This is a genomic window from Halopseudomonas salegens, assembly GCF_900105655.1.
Classification (GTDB): domain Bacteria; phylum Pseudomonadota; class Gammaproteobacteria; order Pseudomonadales; family Pseudomonadaceae; genus Halopseudomonas; species Halopseudomonas salegens.
This window is the reverse complement of sequence record NZ_LT629787.1, coordinates 3,359,707-3,378,150: the sequence shown is the minus strand read 5'-3', so window position 1 is coordinate 3,378,150 and position 18,444 is coordinate 3,359,707. Positions and strand designations below refer to the sequence as shown.

The following is an 18,444-nucleotide window of genomic DNA, read 5'->3' as shown; positions in this document are numbered from 1 at the left end:
TACCCAATGTTGAGGTTAAGTCGAATCAGAGTTAGGCGATAGAAACCCTCAAACGCGAAAGTGGCAGGAGCTTCTGCTTTAAACTTCCGTTGAAGTCGATATTTTGGTTTGAAGCAAAAAGTTGAGTTGAGGTAGGTACTCATTAAACTATCAGAATGCACAGTAAGAGCAGTGTTGCCGGGGAGCCCTATGGTGGACCGTTAGATGCCATGGATGGCATCTACGAGCCCCCATGGAAGGGTTCACGGCGTGTCCACCATAGGGCTCCCCGGCAATGCTGCGGCACAGGCATAACACATTAACCTGCGTGGGCTTTTTTGAATGAAGGATCAACCCCACGCACAGCCTCAGCCAGCTCACGGGTAAGCGCCAAAGCTGCCTCAACACCCTGTTCCAACAAACACTCCACCAAGGCTGAACCCACCACAACACCATCGGCGATTTGGGCGAAGGCGGCGGCCTGTTCCGGGCGTCGGACGCCGAAGCCGACGCACAGGGGCAGGTCGGTCTGGCTGCGGATGGCGTCGAGGTTACGGGCGACTTGCTCGGTTTCGGCCTGGCCGACACCGGTGACGCCGTTCAGGGCGACGTGATAGATAAAGCCGCTGGCCGCGTTGAGTACATTGGGCAGGCGTTTGGCATCCGTGGTCGGCGTGGTCATGCGAATCATATCGATGCCCAGCTCGCGGGCCACCGGGCCGAGTTCGTTGTCGTGTTCGGCGGGAAGGTCAACGATCAGTAGTGCATCAACACCGGCACTGGCGGCAGCACCGAGGAAAGTGGCAGGGCCGAAGCGGTGAATCGGGTTGTAGTACCCCATCAGCACCACCGGGGTTTCCATGTCATGTTGGCGCAGGCGGCAGACCATTTCCAGCGTCTTGTGCAGGGTCTGGCCGTTTTTCAGGGCACGCTGGGTAGCGGCCTGAATGGTCGGGCCGTCGGCCATCGGGTCACTGAAGGGCATGCCCAGTTCGATGATGTCAGCACCGGCGGCTGGCAGGCCGAGCAACAATTGCAGGCTGTCGGCATAGTTCGGGTCGCCGCCACACATGTAGGTCAGCAGCGCAGCGCGTTGTTCGCTGCGCAATTGTTCGAAGCGTTTGGCCAGGCGTGGGTTGTTCATTGGGCTTCCTCCATCAGGCGCAATACGGTGGGCATATCCTTGTCACCGCGACCGGACAGGCAGACGACCATCAGGTGATCGCTGGGCAGTGTCGGTGCGCGCTTGGCAACCTCGGCCAGGGCGTGGGCAGTTTCCAGAGCCGGGATGATGCCTTCTTTCATGCAGCAGTTATGGAAAGCATCCAGGGCTTCCTGATCGGTTACCGCGACGTATTCAACTCGACCCTGCTCATGCAACCACGCGTGCTCTGGGCCAATACCGGGATAGTCGAGGCCGGCAGACACTGAATGCGCATCGGCGATCTGGCCGTCGTCATCCTGCAGCAGGTAGGTACGGTTGCCGTGCAGTACGCCGGGTTGGCCGCCCTTGAGGCTGGCCGCATGTTCGCCGCTTTCAAGGCCGTGGCCAGCAGCTTCTACACCGATGATGTGTACGTCGGCATCGTCAAGAAAGGGGTAGAACAGCCCCATGGCGTTGGAACCACCACCGATACAGGCAACCAGGCTGTCTGGCAGGCGGCCTTCGCGGGCGAGCATTTGCTGGCGGGTCTCACGGCCGATGATGGCCTGAAAATCACGCACCATGGTCGGGTACGGGTGTGGGCCGGCGACGGTGCCGATCATGTAGAAGGTGTTGTCGACATTGGTGACCCAGTCGCGCAGGGCCTCGTTCATGGCATCTTTCAGCGTGCCGCGACCGGAGGTGACCGGCACGATCTCGGCGCCCATCAGACGCATCCGCGCAACATTGTCGCGCTGGCGCTCGATATCGGTGGCACCCATGTAGACCACACAGGGCAAGCCGAAGCGGGCAGCCACGGTGGCGGTTGCCACGCCGTGCATGCCGGCGCCGGTCTCGGCGATGATGCGGGTCTTGCCCATTCGCTTGGCCAGCAAGACCTGGCCGATGCAATTGTTGATCTTGTGCGCGCCAGTGTGATTCAGCTCTTCACGCTTGAAGTAGATCTTGGCGCCGCCATATTGTTCGGTCAGGCGTTCGGCGAAATACAGCGGGCTGGGGCGTCCGACGAACTCGGCATGGAAGCGGTCCAACTGGGCCAGAAAGTCCGGCTCGCTCATGGCCTGATTGAATGCCTGTTCCAGATCGAGAATCAGCGGCATCAGGGTTTCGGCAACAAAGCGGCCGCCAAATTGACCGAACTGGCCCTGGGCATCGGCGCCTTGGGTAAAGGTAGTGGATTGCATGACATCCTCCTCTGGAAGCATGCGCACACAATAGGCCTGCCCGAGCGGTTAAAAAAGCGATATGCTGGCCGAAACCTGTGAGAAAAGTTGACATATTCTATGGCCAGAGAATTTCCTTCACTCAATGCGCTCAGGGTGTTCGAGAGTGTTGCCGAGCTGGAAAGTGTGAGCCAGGCGGCAGCCAGACTGCATGTAACGCACGGTGCCGTCAGCCGCCAGATCCGCCTGCTGGAGCAGGAGCTGGGTGTGGCGCTGTTCGACAAGGTGGGGCGCGGTATTCGTCTGACCCCCGCCGGCCAACATTTGCAGAGCGCCGTCAAGGATGCCTTTGAGCGTTTGCGTCTGGCCTGTGGCGAAGTCCGCGCCAGCGAGTTGGCTGCTCCCTTCCTGCTCGCCTGCCCGGGCAGCCTGCTGGCGCGCTGGTTTATTCCCCGCCTGGATCGCCTGAACACTGAGCTTCCGGCGCTCAATCTGCATTTATCGGCCAGTGAAGGTGAAATGGACCCCCGCCGCCCGGGCGTCAGCGCTACCCTGCTGTTTGCTGCGCCACCCTGGCCGGCGGATATGCAGGTATATCCGTTGGCCGAGGAGCGCATCGGTCCGGTATTCAGCCCGCGCTTTGCACGTGCGGCTGGCCTGCATAACCAACCAGCAGCAGTGCTTTTGCAGGAACCCTTGCTGCATACCCAGTCGCGGCCGCAGGCCTGGACGGACTGGGCCAAAGCCAGTGGGCTGGACCCGGCGCAGATTCAGCAGGGGCAGGGCTTTGAACATTTGTACTATTTGCTCGAAGCAGCCCTTTCCGGACTGGGTGTGGCCATTGCACCGCAATTGCTGGTAGCTGATGACCTGGCGGCCGGCCGCTTGCTGGCGCCCTGGGGCTTTGTCGCAACCGGCAATCAACTGAGCCTGTGGGTGCCGGCGCGTCAGCCGCAAGCTGCAGCGCGGGAGTTGGCGGAATGGCTCAAGGGGGCACTGTGCGCGGACTGATCCTGGGTGTGATGCTGCTGGGGCTGAGTGGCTGCACCAGCCTGGGCTATCTGCACCAGGCCTGGGAGGGGCAGCGTGAGGTAATGCGGCTGGCGGTGCCGATCGAGGATATTCTGGATGATCCCGGGGCTGACCCGGCGTTGCAACGGCGGTTGGCTTTGGCCCTGGAAGCCAGACAGTTTGCCAGTGCGCGAATGGCACTGCCGGACAACCTGAGCTATACCCGTTATAGCGCATTGCCGAGACCCTTTGTGTTATGGAATCTGTTTGTTACCCCGGAGCTGTCGGTGGATGCCATCGAACAGTGCTATCCGTGGCTGGGTTGCGTCGGGTACCGCGGCTATTTTGCCCAGGCGGACGCCGAGGCAGCGGCATCGCAGTGGCGGGCGCGTGGTAAACAGGTGTATATCGGTGGAGTACCGGCCTATTCGACCCTGGGCTGGTATGACGATCCGGTGCTCAGCTCCATGTTGCATTGGAGTGACGAAGAACTGGTGGGTTTGATATTTCACGAATTGACGCATCAGCACTTTTTTGTGCGTGATGACACCGCATTCAATGAATCCTATGCCACTTTTGTCGAGCAGCAGGGATTGCGCGAGTGGCGCAAACTGAAAGGCTGGCCGGAACCGACAGAAACAGAACGAAAGCAGCATCAGGCGTTTGTCCAGTTGATGCTGGCGGCTCGGGAAGATTTGCAGCGGATATACGCCCAGCCGCTGGCAGCTGAGGCCTTGCGTCGTCAGCGCGATCAGCGTTTTGCGCGGTTGCGGACCGATTACGCTGAATGGCGCGATCAACACTGGGCGGGCAGCGCGCGCTTTGATCACTGGTTTGCCGGCGAGCTGAATAATGCCAGTCTGCTACCCTTTGGGTTATATGATCAATGGGTGCCAGCCTTTGCGGCACTGTTTGCCGAAGCCAGTGACGATTGGTCTGCTTTTCACGCCAGAGTGGCAGAGGTGGGGCGATTGACAACAGAGGAGCGGCTACGGGTTTTGCGCAAGCACCAGTGAAACCACAAGTATTACAGGGATTTATGCGACAATGTCGGTCAGGTACTGCCCTGCTGAAAGGCCGCGAGCAGTAACCCGACCGGGACGTCAAACAACAACAGCGCCTCTCGGTATGTGAGTCTCGATGGTTGATCAATTCTTTAAACTGCCCGCCCGCTACTGGGCCTATGCCGGACTGGTGTTCAGTCTCAGCCTGGCATTGGCGACGGTCGTCGTGCTCAGTCTGCATGACTACCAGCAGCAGGTGCAGCAACGTGAGGCTGATTCGCTGGCTGAACTGCATGCCCAGGGTCTGCAGGACCACCTCATTCGTGCTTTCAGTGTGGCCGATGCGCTTGCCGGGGTAGTGCGCTTTACCCGCGGCGAGTTCAACGACTTCGAACGCTTCAGTGCCGAGTTGCTGCGCAATTATCCGGGCGTACTGATGGTTGGTCTGGCTCCCGGCGGCGTGGTTGACATGATCGCACCGCTGGAGGGAAATGCCGCCAACCTGGGCCGTGATCTGTTTGCTGACCCGCAAACCGCAAGGGATGCCTGGCTGGCTGTCGATCGGGAAAGCCTGACGATCTCGTCCCTGGTCACACTGGCCGATAATCGCGAGGTGATTGTTGGCCGCGTTCCGGTCTTTGTCGAAGATGATCAGCAGCGCCAGTTCTGGGGGCTGGTCAGTGTCCTGGTGGGTATACAGGAACTCAGCCAGTCGGCTGATTTACAGCATTTGCAGGATCGTGGCTATGGTTATCGCGTGCTGCGCTTTGATTCCTTGAGTGATCGCTACGAGACGGTTCTGAGCAACCGGGAAGTACTGGCAGACAACTACATAACAGGCAACTTCGAATTACCCAACAGCCGCTGGCAGCTGCGTATCGAACAGGAGCCGGATGGCGGCTTGCCCTATCTGGCCATGCGCATGACCCTCGCCTTGCTGGTCAGCCTGTTGTTGGCTTATTTGATGCTCTCGATGTTGCGGGTGCGCTGGCAGCGCGAGCACCTGGAGCATGAGGTGGCGCTTCGCACTGCTGCTATCGAGCAGGGGCGCCAACGCACGGAAGGTATCATTCGTGCCATCCCCGACCTGCTGTTCGAGCTGGATCTGGCCGGTACTTACCTGGCGTATTACTCACATCCGGAACGACTGGAAGCACCCTTTGGTCAACTCCGCGGGCGTACCGTCAGCGATGTGATGCCAGCCGAGTCGGCAAGCCGGGTAATGGCTGCGTTGCGCGAGGCCAACGATCAGGGCTGGTCCACCGGGCAGTACTTTCAGTTGCCGACAACCTGTGGCGAGCGCTGGTATGAATTGTCGGTAGCACGCAAGCCGGGTAGTGAACCAGCGGTATTCGTGGTGTTGTCGCGGGATATTACCCAGCGAATTGAAGCGGAACAAACGGCACGGGATAACCTCGCGCGTTATGAAGCCCAGGTGTCGGCAACCAATACCGGTGCCTGGGAATACGATACCCATAGCAATACGCTGTATTGCAATGATGAATACTTTGTTCTGTTGGGAATGGATCCACAGACGCTGTCGGCGGCGCAGCGATCCGACATCTGGTATGTCTGGGTGCGTCTGATCCACCCGCTTGACCAGGCGCGAGCCGTGCGCCGCTTTGTGCGCTACATGCGCGACCAGTCGCTGGCACTCTATGAGGATCAAGTACGGGTACGTCATGCGGACGGTCATTGGGTCTGGCTACTGGTCCGCGGGCGCTATATCACCAGTGCCGAGGGTGAGCGCAGTGGGCGTTTCGTCGGCACAGTGATGGACTTCAGCGAACAGGTGGCTGCCACAGAACGTTTGCGCCTGACCACCCGCGCCTTCGAGCAAAGCACTGATGGCTTTCTGATTACCGATGCCGAGCAGCGTATCGTTATGGTCAACAAGGGGTTTACCCGGATTACCGGTTACCCTGAAGCCGAGGTGTTGGGTAAAAACCCGAACATCCTGTCTTCCGGCCGGCACAATCGCGCGTTCTATCAGCGCATGTGGCGTGATATCGATGCTGAAGGCCAGTGGCAGGGTGAGGTCTGGAACCGGCGCAAGGATGGCAGCCTGTATCCGGAATGGCTGACCATCAGCAGTTTGCTGGATGAGCAGGGTCAGGTCAGCCATTATCTGGCGGTGATCAATGACATCACCCAGCGCAAGCAGGACGAACAGCGGATCTATCGTCTGGCCTATTATGATTCGTTGACCGAATTGCCCAATCGCCCCTTGTTGGAACAGCGCGCGGCGCAGGCCTTCAGCCTGGCGGCACGGCACCAGAGTCAGGTGGCGTTGCTGTATATCGACCTGGACAACTTCAAGAATGTAAACGACTCGCTGGGCCATGAAGTGGGCGATACGCTGCTGGTCGCCATTGCCAGACGGTTGCAGGGGATTCTGCGGGATGAAGATACGCTGGCCCGCTCCGGTGGTGATGAATTCATGCTGCTGCTACCGGAAGTCGACGCCAATGGTGCCAGCCAGATCGCCGAACATATTCTGCAGTTGCTGGCCGATCCGATTGCGGCCCAGGGGCATGAGCTGGTGGTGACCGCCTCCATTGGCATTGCCTTGTATCCGGACGATGCGCTGGATCTGGGCAGTCTGCACACCAAGGCGGATATCGCCATGTACCGGGCCAAGGCGCTGGGTCGCAATGCCTTCAGCTTCTTTACCCCGGCTTTGCAGACCCATTATGTGCGTACCCTGGAAATCGAGAATGCGTTGCGGCGGGCGCTTGAACTGGACCAGCTGAGCCTGAATTATCAGCCGCAACATGAGCTGGCAACGGGACGCTTGCTTGGCTTTGAAGCCCTGTTGCGTTGGCAGCACCCGGAACTTGGTCAGGTATCACCCGCCGAGTTTATCCCGGTTGCAGAAAACAGCGGTCTTATTCTGCCGATTGGTGATTGGGTGATCGAGCAGGCAATGGCGCAACTCGGACGCTGGCATGCTGCCGGACATACCTGGTTGAGCATGGCGATCAACCTCTCGGCTGCCCAGTTCAATGCGCCGGACCTGGCCGTCCAGGTAGCCAGCTTGCTGCGGCAGTATCAGCTACCTGCCGGCAGCATCGAACTGGAACTGACTGAAACCATTGCCATGCAGGACCCCGATCTGGCCGTCAGTATCATGCAGCAACTGCATCAACAGGGTATCCGTCTGGCGCTGGATGACTTCGGTACCGGTTATTCGTCCCTCAGCTACCTCAAGCGCTATAAATTGCAAACCCTGAAAATTGATCAGTCGTTTATCCGCTATCTGAGCGCAACCAATGATGACGCAGCCATTGTCAATGTGACCATCAACCTGGCCAAAAGCCTGGGGATGCAAACCCTGGCCGAAGGGGTGGAAACCCGTGAGCAACTCGACTTTCTGCGTCGGCAAGGCTGCGATATCGCGCAGGGCTATCTGCTGAGCAGGCCTCTGCCAGCCGAGCTAGCCACTACCTATATCACCAGCTATGAGGTGTTCAGCACATGAACGATGTTCTCTGGCAACCTGACGCAGGGGCTGCCAACAGCCAAATGGCCCATTATCGGGATGGTTTGCAGGCTGCCGGGCATGGCCCATTCGCTGATTATGCCGCACTGCATGCATGGTCGGTGGCTGATGTGGGTCGTTTCTGGCAAAGCATCTGGGAGTTCACCGGCGTCTACAGTCATCAACCACCGGTCAAGCCCCTGGCCCGAGGCGGTATGCCGGGCGCCCACTGGTTTCCCGGCGCACAGCTGAACTTTGCCGAGAACCTGCTGCGGCATGCACTGCATGGTGATGCCAGCCAGCCAGCGCTGATTGCCTATGCGGAATCGCGCTCGGTGCAGCGCTGGAGCCGTGCTGCTTTGCTGGACGAGGTGGCAGCCTTGAGCGCCTGGTTACGGGAACAGGGCATTCAGCCCGGTGATCGGATTGCCGGGGTGATGGGCAACACGGCAGAAGCCATCATTGTCATGCTCGCCTGTGCCAGCCTTGGTGCCATCTGGTCCTCGGCCTCACCGGATTTCGGTCAGGCCGGGATTCTGGACCGCTTTGGCCAGATCGAGCCGCGACTCCTGCTGGCGGTCAATGGCTACCGTTATGGCGGCAAGACGCACGACCGGCGCGCCGAGATGCAGGCACTGCGCGCCCGGTTGCCGAGTGTCGAACAGCTGGTGATGATCGAGCTGCTGCCGGATCTGCCGTTGCCCGCCGATTGTCTGAGCTGGGCCGATGTACTGACAGCCCATGCCGGTGCGCGGCCGCTGTTCACTCCCCTGCCCTTTGATCACCCGTTATATATTCTCTACTCCAGCGGTACCACCGGTGTGCCCAAGTGCATTGTGCATGGTGCCGGCGGCACCCTGTTGCAGCACAGCAAGGAGCTGATGCTGCATGCCGATCTGGGCCCGGCGGATGTGCTCTTCTATTTCACTACCTGCGGCTGGATGATGTGGAACTGGCTGGCCTCCGGCCTGCTCACCGGCGCCAGCCTGGTGTTGTTTGAGGGCAATCCCGGTTACCCCGATCTGCAACGGCTGTGGCAACTGGCAGAAGCGGAAGGCATTACCCATTTCGGTACCAGCGCCAAGTTTCTTGGCAGTTGCCGCAATGCCGGCCTGGTGCCGGGCCAGCAGCATGATCTGAGTGCCATGCGGGTACTGCTCTCCACCGGCTCTCCGCTGTTGCCGGAAGATTTTGACTGGGTCTATCAGGCGGCTAAATCCGATCTGTTGCTGGGCTCGATCTCCGGTGGAACGGATATCGTGTCCTGCTTCGTGGGCAGCAATCCACTGCTGCCGGTGCGCCGTGGGCGTATCCAGTGCCGGATGCTGGGCATGGCGGTCGAGGCCTTTGATGAAACCGGCCAGGCGGTGATCGACCAACGCGGTGAACTGGTCTGTACCCAGCCGGCACCCTGCATGCCCCTGGGCTTCTGGAATGATCCACAGGGCGAACGCTATCAGCAGGCCTATTTTTCCCGTTTTCCGGGTGTCTGGGCGCACGGCGATTATGTCGAGTTTGCCGCCGACGGCAGTTGTATTATTCATGGTCGCAGTGATGCCACACTGAATCCTGGCGGCGTGCGCATCGGCACCGCAGAAATATACCGACAGGTGGAAACCCTGCCGGCGATTGCCGACAGCCTGGTGGTCGGCCAGGATTGGCAGGGGGATGTGCGGGTTATTCTGTTGGTGGTGCTTAATCCCGGTGAGGAGCTGGATGACGCACTGCGCCAACAGATTCGCCAACGTATCCGTGACAATGCCAGCCCGCGCCACGTGCCGGCAGTGATTGCAGCTATCCCGTCAGTGCCCTACACCCGCAGCGGCAAGAAGGTTGAATTGGCGGTCGCTCGCCTGTTGCGTGGCGACAGCGTGGACAACCGCGAAGCGCTGGCCAATCCGGAAGCGCTGGATCAGATCAGCCAATTGGAGCAGTTATGGCAGTAAGCAACCCGCTCGGCAGTCGTTTACCGATCATTCAGGCCCCCATGGCCGGCTCGCAGGATAGCCGACTGGCGCTGGCGGTCTGTGCTGCCGGGGGTGTCGGCTCTATTCCGGCAGCCATGCTCAATGCCGAGGCCCTGGCCGCCGAGCTGCAGCGGATGCAGGCCGCCGAGGGCCCGTGGAATGTGAACTTCTTCTGCCACCAGCCGCAACCTGCCGATGCAGCGGTGGAGCAAAGCTGGCGCGACTGCCTGGCCCCTTATTTCACCGAGCTGAGTGTAGATGCCGGACAGATTCCTGCTGGCGCTGGTCGGCAGCCTTTCAGTCGCGATCAACTGGGGGTGCTGGCGGCCAGCCCACCGCCAATGGTCAGTTTTCATTTTGGTTTGCCGGCGGCCGACCTGTTGGCCGAGGTCAAAGCACTGGGTTGCCGGGTGCTGGCCAGTGCCACCACGGTGGCCGAGGCGCAGTGGCTGGAGCAACAGGGTGCGGACCTGATTATTGCGCAGGGACTGGAAGCCGGTGGCCATCGTGGCATGTTCCTGAGCAGTGATATAACTACCCAGGTGGGGACGTTCGCTCTATTGCCGCAGATTGTTGCGGCAGTGTCCGTGCCGGTGATTGCCGCGGGCGGTATTGCTGATCCATCCGGAGTAAACGCCGCCCTGAGGCTCGGTGCCAGGGCGGTGCAGATCGGCACTGCCTATCTGTTGAGCCCCGAGGCCAATACCAGTGCGCTACACCGTTCGGCCTTGCAGGCTCCTGGTGCCGAGCATACTGCCCTGACCAACCTGTTCAGTGGCCGCCCGGCACGCGGTATCGTCAATCGCCTGATGCGTGAGCAAGGGCCGATGAGTCAGCAGGTTCCGGCTTTTCCGCTGGCCGGCAATGCCTTGGCGCCATTGCGCAAGGCGGCAGAAGCAGACGGCAGTAGTGATTTTTCACCGCTATGGGCCGGGCAGCATATACCCGACAGGGCGCGTTCGGCGGCTGAGCTGACGCTATGGTTGGCATCCGGACTGGATTAAGCCAGTTTGATCTGGCGTTTGAGTTGTGTCAGTTCGTTTGGACTGTCGGACAGTCCGGTTTCCAGTGCGGCAATGCGCATAATGATCTGATCCTTGTGAACCTGGGTTTTCGGCAGGACGAACAAGGCACCGATCAGCTGGCGTAACGGGAAGGGAAGTTTCAGGCGTATTTTCAACTGATTGCCGAATTCACTGGCGTATTTGTGCAACAAGACAGGCAATTCAGCGGCATCCGGATGCTGGCCGTAATTGATGTAGTTTTGCATGGCACAGAGTACCGACAGCTCGCCGATGCGGCACAGGCTGATGGCCGCGCGAACCACCCCGGGGTCTGCCTGTAAATTGCCGGCCAGCCGGATCAGGGACTTGGCCAGTTGACTTTGCTGCTCCGTCAGATTGCTGGCAAGGCCGACCAGCACGGGTTCAGTGAGAACCGGTCGGGTGCTGAGCAGCTGACGCAACAGACGTTGACTGTTATCGGGCCCGAGCTGACGCAGGGCAGCTTCCACGCTCAGACAGTCATAACCCTTGTCATCCGGGTTGAGCTGATTGGCGGTAGCAATCAGTTCGGCACACAACATGGGTTCCAGGCGTGCCAGGCGAACCATTTCGCGTGCCGGCGCATCGTCGGGCAACTGACTGATCAAGGTGTGCTGCGCTTGATGGGTCCAGGGCAAGTACAGGGTTTGCTGCAGCCGCTGGCCGAGAAAGTGATCAAGATCAGCGAGATCGGTGGCAACGGGAGCTTGTCCGGGGCTGGCGCCTAACCGTTGCAAACGGTTCAGCAAGTTGTCGATAGTGAAGGGCTTGGCAATAAAGTCAGTGGCTCCCGCGCGGCGTGCCGCTTGCACGCTGTGCCGCTCGATGTGCGCGGTAACCAGAATACGGTGGCTGTGTGGGCGTCGCTGGGCGGCCAGCTGCAGAGCGTCCAGCCCACTGCCATCGGGTAGTTTCAGGTCACTGATCAACAGGTCCAGCGGTTGCCCGCGCAGATGATTGAGAGCCGGCTGCAGCTTGGCAAAGCGATTGATGTCGGCACTGCTGAAAACCTGCTGCAAACTGAGCTCAAGTAGCTGGCCGAGCCAGGGGTCATCCTCAATGATGCAGATATGTTTCATGTCCTGGCCTGATGTCGGCAGATAACCTGATTGCGACCGTTGCGCTTGGCCAGATACAGACGCTGGTCGGCCACTTCGAGCAGGTCTTCACACTCCCAGTCAGGTGCCTCACAGGCGCTGATACCGGCACTGAAAGTGCACTGGAAGTTGCCATCAGCCGTGCGGAACACCAGTCCGGCAAAGGCTTCGCGAATCTGATCGAAGATGTCCTGTGCATCCTGGCTGGTACAATTGGGCAGTACGGCAACAAACTCTTCCCCGCCATAGCGGCCAATGCCATCGATACGTCGCAGGCGCTGGCGCAACAGACTGGCCAGGGCCCGAATCACGGTATCACCTACCGCGTGCCCGTAGTTGTCATTGACCCGTTTGAAATGATCAAGATCGACCATGGCAATACTCACCGGAAGTTGTTGGCGTCTGGCCCTTTCAACTTCAAGCTCCACCTGTTCCTTGATGTCGGCATGCTTGAGCAACCCGGTCATGCTGTCTCGGGTCAGCGCATGGCTGACCAGGCGGGCGCGCTGGGCACGGGCATAGACAGTCGCCACCAGCGTCTGATCGCTGATCGGTTTGCTGACGAAATCGTCACCAGCCTTGAGCAGGGCGGCCAGCTGCTGACTGCTGTCCGTTTCTGCGGAGAGATAAATGATCGGTATCCGCAACCAGTGATCGTTCAGTCGAATCAGCTGCGCCAGTTCTATGCCACTGTAATCCGGCATATGGATATCCATCAGCACCAGATCGGGGTGGAAGTCATGCAACCGGTCCAGCAAGGCCTCGGGTCGCTGGACCCAGTCGACCAGCATGCCGGCAGCCTGCAGCACAGCACAATATCGCTGCGCCAGAGCCTGGTCATCATCCACCAGCAAAACGCGATAGGCGGCGTCCTGATGGGGCTGGGTATAACGGTTGAGGCAGTCTTCCAGTGCGATGAGGTCTACCGGAGTGGGGAAAAAACCAACCGCACCAGCACGAATGGCCTCCAGTTGGGTGGCAAAGTCGCGTTGGTTGCTGATCGCCAGCAGGGGTAAAGGCTGTGCTCGCTCCGCCTGCAGCCGGGTCAGTTCCGGCATCAGTTGCGCGCCGCTACTGCCGGGACTGATATCGATCAGCAAGGCATTCAGCTGCGCGCTTTGCAGGTGGTGCGCCAACTGCTCCGGGGCGTTCAGGCCAAAGGTGTTGTAGCCGTAATTGCTCAGGGTATGATCAATATCGGCTAACAAACCGCCGTCATCTTCAATGACCAGCACGCCCACTTGAAGTCGCTCTGGGGCGGTGGTTGGCTCGAGTATCGGGGTTGCCTGAAATTCCTCTGGCTGTAGCAGCGCTTGCAGATGGTCTACGTCACTGGCCAACTTGTGCCAGGCAGACAGGTCGGCCGGGCTCTGGCGCAGCAGCTCTTGACAGCACTTCTCGAGCTCTCTGGCTGCCTGCCCCAATGCCGGGTAGCCAAAGGTTCCGGCCGAGCCGGCAAGCTTGTGCAGCTGGTCACGCAGTAGCGGCAACGCATCCGGAGCGATATCAGGCTGCCGGATCAGGGCGTTGGCTTGTTCCGCAAGGCGTGGCAGCTCGATACGCAAGCGCTGCAGCCAGTCATCCTGCAATTGTGCCAGTTGCGCCTGCAACGGGTTGTCAGGCATGGCTTTGCTCCCAGATTTGCGTGATCTGCGTTGCCAGCTGCATAGGGTCGAATGGCTTGACGATGATGTCGGCGATGCCCAGGTCCAGATAGGCTTCGACTTCGCGGGTCTGCGAGCGGGCGGTCATGAATACCACCGGGGTATTTTCAAGCCCCGGAACATGCCGCAGGGCTTTCAGGGTTTGCGGGCCATCCATGCCGGGCATCATCACATCCAGCAGAATCAGCTGAGGGGCAAAAGCCGGCGCGGCTTCCAGGCCGGCAGCCCCGGACGGGCAACTGCACACCTCAAAACCGCCTACCAGTTCCAGGGCCAGTTTGGCCACTTCCAGAATCGACGGATCATCTTCGATATGCATAATGCGCTGCAATGTGGTCATGGGCTCTGTTTCACTAGCGGTGTTGCCGGCAAGTATGGCATGGCTTATTCCTCAGGGGCACTATGCGCTGGCAGGGTAAACCAGAAACAGGATCCCTGCCCCGGTGTCGACCTGAAGTCGATATCACCCCCCATTTGCCGTACCAGCTCGCGACTGATGGCCAGGCCCAGGCCGGTGCCACCGTGCTGCCGGGTACTGGAACCATCGGCCTGAGCAAAGCGGCGGAAAATCCGTGCATGAAACTCGGGCGCAATACCGATGCCACAGTCGGTGACACTGATGCGCATTTTATCGGCCTGCCACTCAGCCTGGAGGCTGACGCTGGCTCCGGAAGGAGAGAATTTGCAGGCGTTGGATAACAGGTTGGCCAGGATCTGGGCCAGGCGCCTGGGGTCGGCAGCGATCCGGGCGGCGGGCACAGGTTGAACCAGCACCAGATTGACCCGGTAGCGCTCGGCATAGCTCTGATTGACTGCAATTGCCTGTTGCAAGGCTTCTTCCACCGATAGCCACTGAATATCAAAAGGCATCTGTCCGGCACTCAGCTTGTCCAGGTCAAGCAGGTCATTGATCAATGCGTTCAGTTGCTGAGTGTTCTGTTCGGCAATATCCAGCAAGCGGCGCATGGGGTCGGGGACTGCGCCCAGCGCACCCCCACGCAGCAGGCCAAGGGCCCCGATCACTGACGTCAGTGGGGTGCGCAGCTCATGATTGACGGTAGAAATGAATTCACTTTTCAGGGTTTCCACGCGCAGCTGCTCGGTGATGTCGGTGGCCATCCCGAGCAAACCATTGAGGCTGCCATCGGCGGCATTGATCGGGGTCACCGACAGGTTGACCTGGCGTTGCTCGCCATCCTTGCGCACGTAGGACCAGACTCGGCTCTGAACCACCCCTTGCCCGGCTGGGTGCAAAAAGACCTGCATCAGTTGAGTGCGTGATGACGCTGTCGGGAACAGCTCGACATGGCGTGTCAGCAGTTCACTCTGAAGATGGAAGTGTGCCGGTGTCTGCCGACCAATCAGCTCGTCGGCCGTGTAGCCAAGCAGACGCTCGGCTCCGGGATTGAACAGTGTGATCAGGCCCTGCGCGTCCGTGGCAATGATCGCGACTTCCGTTGCCGAGTCGATGACCGCACGCAGGAAGGCTCGGGCTTCCTTGATTTCATCCGCGCGTGCGCGTGTTTCGCTGATGTCGGTAATAAAGCCATGCCAGACGGTGTCACCGTTATCCAGACGCTCCGGCGTGGCGTGGCCTGCGACCCAGATAATACCGCGGTGTGGGTGAATAACCCGGTAGGTCGCTTGCCAATCAGACAAGTTGGTCGCGGATACTTCAATCGAGCGGGCAACCTCTTCCACGTCTTCCGGATGCAGGCGATTGAACACCGCTTCGGCGCTGACTAGTGCCTGTTCCGGAGTGACGCCGTAGATTTCTTTGACGCCATCGCTGCTGAACGGGAACCAGCTATGCCCGTCTGCATTCTGTTGGTATTGATACACCACGCCGGGCAGATGGCGCGAGAGTTTATTGAAGCGTTGCAGCAGGGCAGTGCGTTCCTGCTCGGCCTGTGACTCTGCCAGCAGGCTGCCGATCCAGCGCGCGCACAGACGCATGAATTCCATGTCAGTATCATCGAAAACCTTGTCGCGCGGGGTACGGCTGTTGAAGGCCAATGTACCGAAGACTTCACCATCAACCAGTAGCGGTATACCGATGTAGGTTTCCAGGCCAAATTGTTTGTAGCAACGCTGGTCTTTGAACGACGATTGCGCCATGTGATGGATCGCCAGAATATCCCCATGTTGCAATGCCAGGCTGCAATAGGTGAGCGAGAGCTCAAAGTGCACGCCTTCCAGTGAATCCTGCCCTGGCGCGTGCTGAGCCATGACCTGATAGTGAGTGCCCTGCACCTCGGTCACGATACCCATCTCTACCTGCAGGTAGCTGCAGCCAAGCTCCAGGACGCGATGCAGACGCTGCAACAGGCCCGGGTTGGGTACCGCTGCAATGTCGTTGAGTGCCCGCAATGCCTGGCGTTGACGCTCCAGTCTGGTCTGTTCGTCGTGTCGTGCGCGATCTTCACGCAGGGCATGGATCAGCTGTCCCAGGCTGCGTTGCAATGGTGCGAGAAAAGAGATCAGTGCATTGTCATAGCCGGCGTCGCGATTGGCCAGCCCGATCATACCGACCATAGTGTCGCCAAACAGGATCGGCAGACCGGCAAAGCTGCGCAGTGCCGGGTGGCCCGGGGGCAAGCCGCCACTGCGCGGGTCGTTCGTCGGGTTGTTGCTGATCACCGCTTGCTGGCTGGTCAGAACCTCGCCAAACAGGGTGTCGACCTTGCTGAATACCATGCCCTGGGGCGCTTGTTGGCGATAGACGTCGAGGCTGTCGCTATCCCAGGCGATATTGCTGATGGCGTAGGTTTTCAGATAGGGCTCGCCCTGCTCGTTGTTGAATACCTCACCGACAAAGCCGAACTCACTGTCTGTCAACTGGAGAATGCGTTCGAGCAAGCGGGCAAAACTGTCCTGTGGGTTTTGCGCGCTGATATAGGCTGATTGCGTGCTGGTAATGATCGCCAGTAATTGCCGTGCCTGTTCACGTTGCTGGCTTTCTGCCCATATTGCCTTGCGATGGCGCCGGTTCTGTTTTTCTACCACCCGACGCATGGCCAACAGCAGGGTCAGCAGTAAGCCCATGGCAGCCAGAAACGCCAGAGACCAGCGCAGTACCAGCACACGCTGATCCTGATGATGCGTGGCCAGGGCGTCACTGATGTCTTTCCATACCAGAGCGGCGGCAGCGGCCGGGCGCTCTCTGTCCAGTTCGCCAGCGACATCGTGGAGTGGGATAAGGGTCAACAGAAAATCACGCCCGTCAGCACTGACGACCTGGTGTCGGGTTTGCTCATCCGGATCGGGAATCTGACCCTGGGCATGCCAGTGCAGCACTTCACGACGCGAATGCTGATCCAGCAACCAGCGATCCTTCGGTTGGGCGATCAGCCCGGCATTTCGGTAATCAGCAATGACATTCTCAAGCGCTGGTGCATAGAGCAGCAGGGCCAGACCGGCATCGAGTTCGCGGTCCAGCTGGCGTAGCTCCGGTAGCATACCGAAGCCGACTTCCAGGCTTCCAACCACGGTACCCTGGTTGTTGGGTTGCGAAAAAATAGGGACCACACCGCGTATACCGGAACCGAAACGCCCGATCTCCATACCATGGCGGGCATGGCCTTGCTTTTGCACTTGATCAATCAGAGGACGTATGTGATCCAGCCGGTCACCCCACTTTTCTGGCTGGTGCATGCGCAACAGGCTGACGACGCCAGGCGCCAAATGTATGTGCAGCTGGTTGGCGCCATTGTTGCGCAAATACAGCCAGTGGGAACGTAAATGTCGCTGCAGTTCCTGGCGCTGTTCGAGTACGCGAGGATCCTGCTGCCCGAAACGGTCAATCAGCTCCGCCAGTGTGCGCACCCACTCCTGGGTAGTGGAGTCAGCAGCCAATTGTTCAGCCAACAGCAGGGCCTGCTGTTCAAGACCATACTGCGCCTGTAATACTGCCAGGCGTTGCACTTCTGCCTGGGTATTCAGGTATTGCGCCCACTGGGCTTCTCGCTGCTGCCAGCCCCAGGCCGTGAGAAAGGCAAAAAACAATGCCAGGGACAGGCCACCCAGCAGCATGATCAGGCGACTGGATGCCCGTGACTTGGCGCGCAATTTGTTCATAGGGGGCTACAGGCTATTAGTGACATGGCCACCATCGACGGTCAGTACGCTGCCGGTCATGAAGCTGCCAGCCGGGCTGGCCAAGAGCAGGAGCGGCCCGGTGAGCTCATCCAGCTGCCCGAGTCGGCGCATGGGTACCTTGCTGCGGATATAGTTCTGGCCGTGCTCGGTATCGAAATAGTCGCCGTTCATCTCGGTGCGGAAGTAACCGGGGGCAATGGCATTGACGCGAATGTTCTCGCGCGCCAGCTCCAGCGCCATGGCTTTGGTTAGCTGTACAACCCCGGCCTTGGCCACGGCATAATGACTCAGGGCCGTACCCACGCGCAGGCCGAGAATCGAGGCGATATTGATAATGCTGCCGCCCTTGCCATCTTTGGCCATGGCGACACTGGCCCGATGAGCGACACGCCAGGCGCCATCCAGGTTGGTATCCAGCATGCTGCGCCAGCTGCCTTCACTCATATCGAGGAATTTCACCGGGTCACCGATACCGGCATTGTTGACCAGAATATCCACCCGCCCCCAGGCCTGTTCGGCAGCGGCAAACCCCGCCTCGACGCTGTCGGCGTCGGTGACATCCATGGCAACGGCCATGGCCTGATGGCCTTGCCCTTGCAGTTCCCTGACCAGGCTTTGCAGGCGCTCGACCCGCCGCGCGGCCAGCACCACGCGGGCGCCGGCGTCCGCCATTACCTGGGCGAAGTGGGCACCGAGGCCGCTGGAGGCACCGGTAATCAGGGCAGTGTGTTGCGACAGGGAAAAAGACGAAGCGGTCATGCGACGGTTCCAG

Annotated in this window: 12 protein-coding genes; 5 read left to right on the top strand and 7 right to left on the bottom strand. The window is 59.7% G+C overall.

The window, feature by feature from the left end:
- Positions 1 to 298: 298 nt before the first annotated feature.
- Both trpA and trpB read right to left on the bottom strand, forming a co-directional pair.
- Positions 299 to 1,123 carry a tryptophan synthase subunit alpha gene (gene trpA / locus BLU07_RS15630; RefSeq protein WP_092388779.1) on the bottom strand — a complete coding sequence of 275 codons (825 nt, stop codon included), beginning with the start codon at positions 1,121 to 1,123 and terminating at the stop codon, positions 299 to 301.
- Entirely contained in the window at positions 1,120 to 2,328 is a 1,209-nt protein-coding gene (gene trpB / locus BLU07_RS15625; RefSeq protein WP_092388777.1) for a tryptophan synthase subunit beta, read from the bottom strand. The genes trpA and trpB overlap by 4 nt, the downstream gene beginning before the upstream one ends.
- Positions 2,329 to 2,427: 99 nt before the next feature.
- Here trpB and BLU07_RS15620 point away from each other — a divergent pair, with 99 nt between their 5' ends.
- From BLU07_RS15620 to BLU07_RS15600, 5 genes are all read left to right on the top strand, one after another.
- Positions 2,428 to 3,318: a LysR family transcriptional regulator gene (locus tag BLU07_RS15620; RefSeq protein ID WP_092388775.1), complete on the top strand. Its 891-nt coding sequence runs from the start codon at positions 2,428 to 2,430 to the stop codon at positions 3,316 to 3,318.
- Positions 3,306 to 4,334: an aminopeptidase gene (locus BLU07_RS15615; RefSeq protein ID WP_331457068.1), complete on the top strand. Its 1,029-nt coding sequence runs from the start codon at positions 3,306 to 3,308 to the stop codon at positions 4,332 to 4,334. The genes BLU07_RS15620 and BLU07_RS15615 overlap by 13 nt, the downstream gene beginning before the upstream one ends.
- A gap of 124 nt (positions 4,335 to 4,458) precedes the next feature.
- Positions 4,459 to 7,803, top strand: coding sequence for a bifunctional diguanylate cyclase/phosphodiesterase (locus BLU07_RS15610; RefSeq protein WP_092388771.1), 3,345 nt, complete (start codon positions 4,459 to 4,461; stop codon positions 7,801 to 7,803).
- Positions 7,800 to 9,749, top strand: a complete 1,950-nt coding sequence (locus BLU07_RS15605) for an acetoacetate--CoA ligase (protein ID WP_092388769.1) — start codon at positions 7,800 to 7,802, stop codon at positions 9,747 to 9,749. Before BLU07_RS15610 ends, BLU07_RS15605 begins: the two co-directional genes overlap by 4 nt.
- On the top strand, positions 9,740 to 10,774 hold the full coding sequence (locus BLU07_RS15600) for an NAD(P)H-dependent flavin oxidoreductase (protein WP_092388767.1): 1,035 nt from the start codon (positions 9,740 to 9,742) through the stop codon (positions 10,772 to 10,774). The genes BLU07_RS15605 and BLU07_RS15600 overlap by 10 nt, the downstream gene beginning before the upstream one ends.
- On the opposite strand, the gene BLU07_RS15595 is transcribed toward BLU07_RS15600, so the two are convergent.
- From BLU07_RS15595 to BLU07_RS15575, 5 genes are read right to left on the bottom strand one after another with little or no spacing between them, the layout of a single operon-like run.
- Positions 10,771 to 11,892, bottom strand: a complete 1,122-nt coding sequence (locus BLU07_RS15595) for a response regulator (protein ID WP_092388765.1) — start codon at positions 11,890 to 11,892, stop codon at positions 10,771 to 10,773. The genes BLU07_RS15600 and BLU07_RS15595 overlap by 4 nt on opposite strands.
- Complete coding sequence (locus tag BLU07_RS15590; RefSeq protein ID WP_092388763.1) at positions 11,889 to 13,535, bottom strand: diguanylate cyclase; 1,647 nt, start codon at positions 13,533 to 13,535, stop codon at positions 11,889 to 11,891. Before BLU07_RS15590 ends, BLU07_RS15595 begins: the two co-directional genes overlap by 4 nt.
- A complete protein-coding gene (locus tag BLU07_RS15585) occupies positions 13,528 to 13,914 on the bottom strand; it encodes a response regulator (protein WP_092388761.1) in 387 nt (128 codons plus the stop codon). Before BLU07_RS15585 ends, BLU07_RS15590 begins: the two co-directional genes overlap by 8 nt.
- Before the next feature lie 44 nt (positions 13,915 to 13,958).
- A complete protein-coding gene (locus tag BLU07_RS15580) occupies positions 13,959 to 17,651 on the bottom strand; it encodes an ATP-binding protein (RefSeq protein WP_092388759.1) in 3,693 nt (1,230 codons plus the stop codon).
- A gap of 6 nt (positions 17,652 to 17,657) precedes the next feature.
- Positions 17,658 to 18,431: an SDR family NAD(P)-dependent oxidoreductase gene (locus BLU07_RS15575; protein WP_092388757.1), complete on the bottom strand. Its 774-nt coding sequence runs from the start codon at positions 18,429 to 18,431 to the stop codon at positions 17,658 to 17,660.
- Positions 18,432 to 18,444 lie beyond the last annotated feature (13 nt).

Bases quoted from the DNA above. Each gene is read 5' to 3' on its own strand.
- trpB (WP_092388777.1), bottom strand. From the start codon at position 2,328: ATGCAATCCACTACCTTTACCCAAGGCGCCGATGCCCAGGGCCAGTTC.
- BLU07_RS15595 (WP_092388765.1), bottom strand. From the start codon at position 11,892: ATGAAACATATCTGCATCATTGAGGATGACCCCTGGCTCGGCCAGCTA.
- BLU07_RS15600 (WP_092388767.1), top strand. From the start codon at position 9,740: ATGGCAGTAAGCAACCCGCTCGGCAGTCGTTTACCGATCATTCAGGCC.
- BLU07_RS15585 (WP_092388761.1), bottom strand. From the start codon at position 13,914: ATGACCACATTGCAGCGCATTATGCATATCGAAGATGATCCGTCGATT.
- BLU07_RS15610 (WP_092388771.1), top strand. From the start codon at position 4,459: ATGGTTGATCAATTCTTTAAACTGCCCGCCCGCTACTGGGCCTATGCC.
- BLU07_RS15575 (WP_092388757.1), bottom strand. From the start codon at position 18,431: ATGACCGCTTCGTCTTTTTCCCTGTCGCAACACACTGCCCTGATTACC.
- BLU07_RS15590 (WP_092388763.1), bottom strand. From the start codon at position 13,535: ATGCCTGACAACCCGTTGCAGGCGCAACTGGCACAATTGCAGGATGAC.
- trpA (WP_092388779.1), bottom strand. From the start codon at position 1,123: ATGAACAACCCACGCCTGGCCAAACGCTTCGAACAATTGCGCAGCGAA.
- BLU07_RS15580 (WP_092388759.1), bottom strand. From the start codon at position 17,651: ATGAACAAATTGCGCGCCAAGTCACGGGCATCCAGTCGCCTGATCATG.
- BLU07_RS15605 (WP_092388769.1), top strand. From the start codon at position 7,800: ATGAACGATGTTCTCTGGCAACCTGACGCAGGGGCTGCCAACAGCCAA.
- BLU07_RS15620 (WP_092388775.1), top strand. From the start codon at position 2,428: ATGGCCAGAGAATTTCCTTCACTCAATGCGCTCAGGGTGTTCGAGAGT.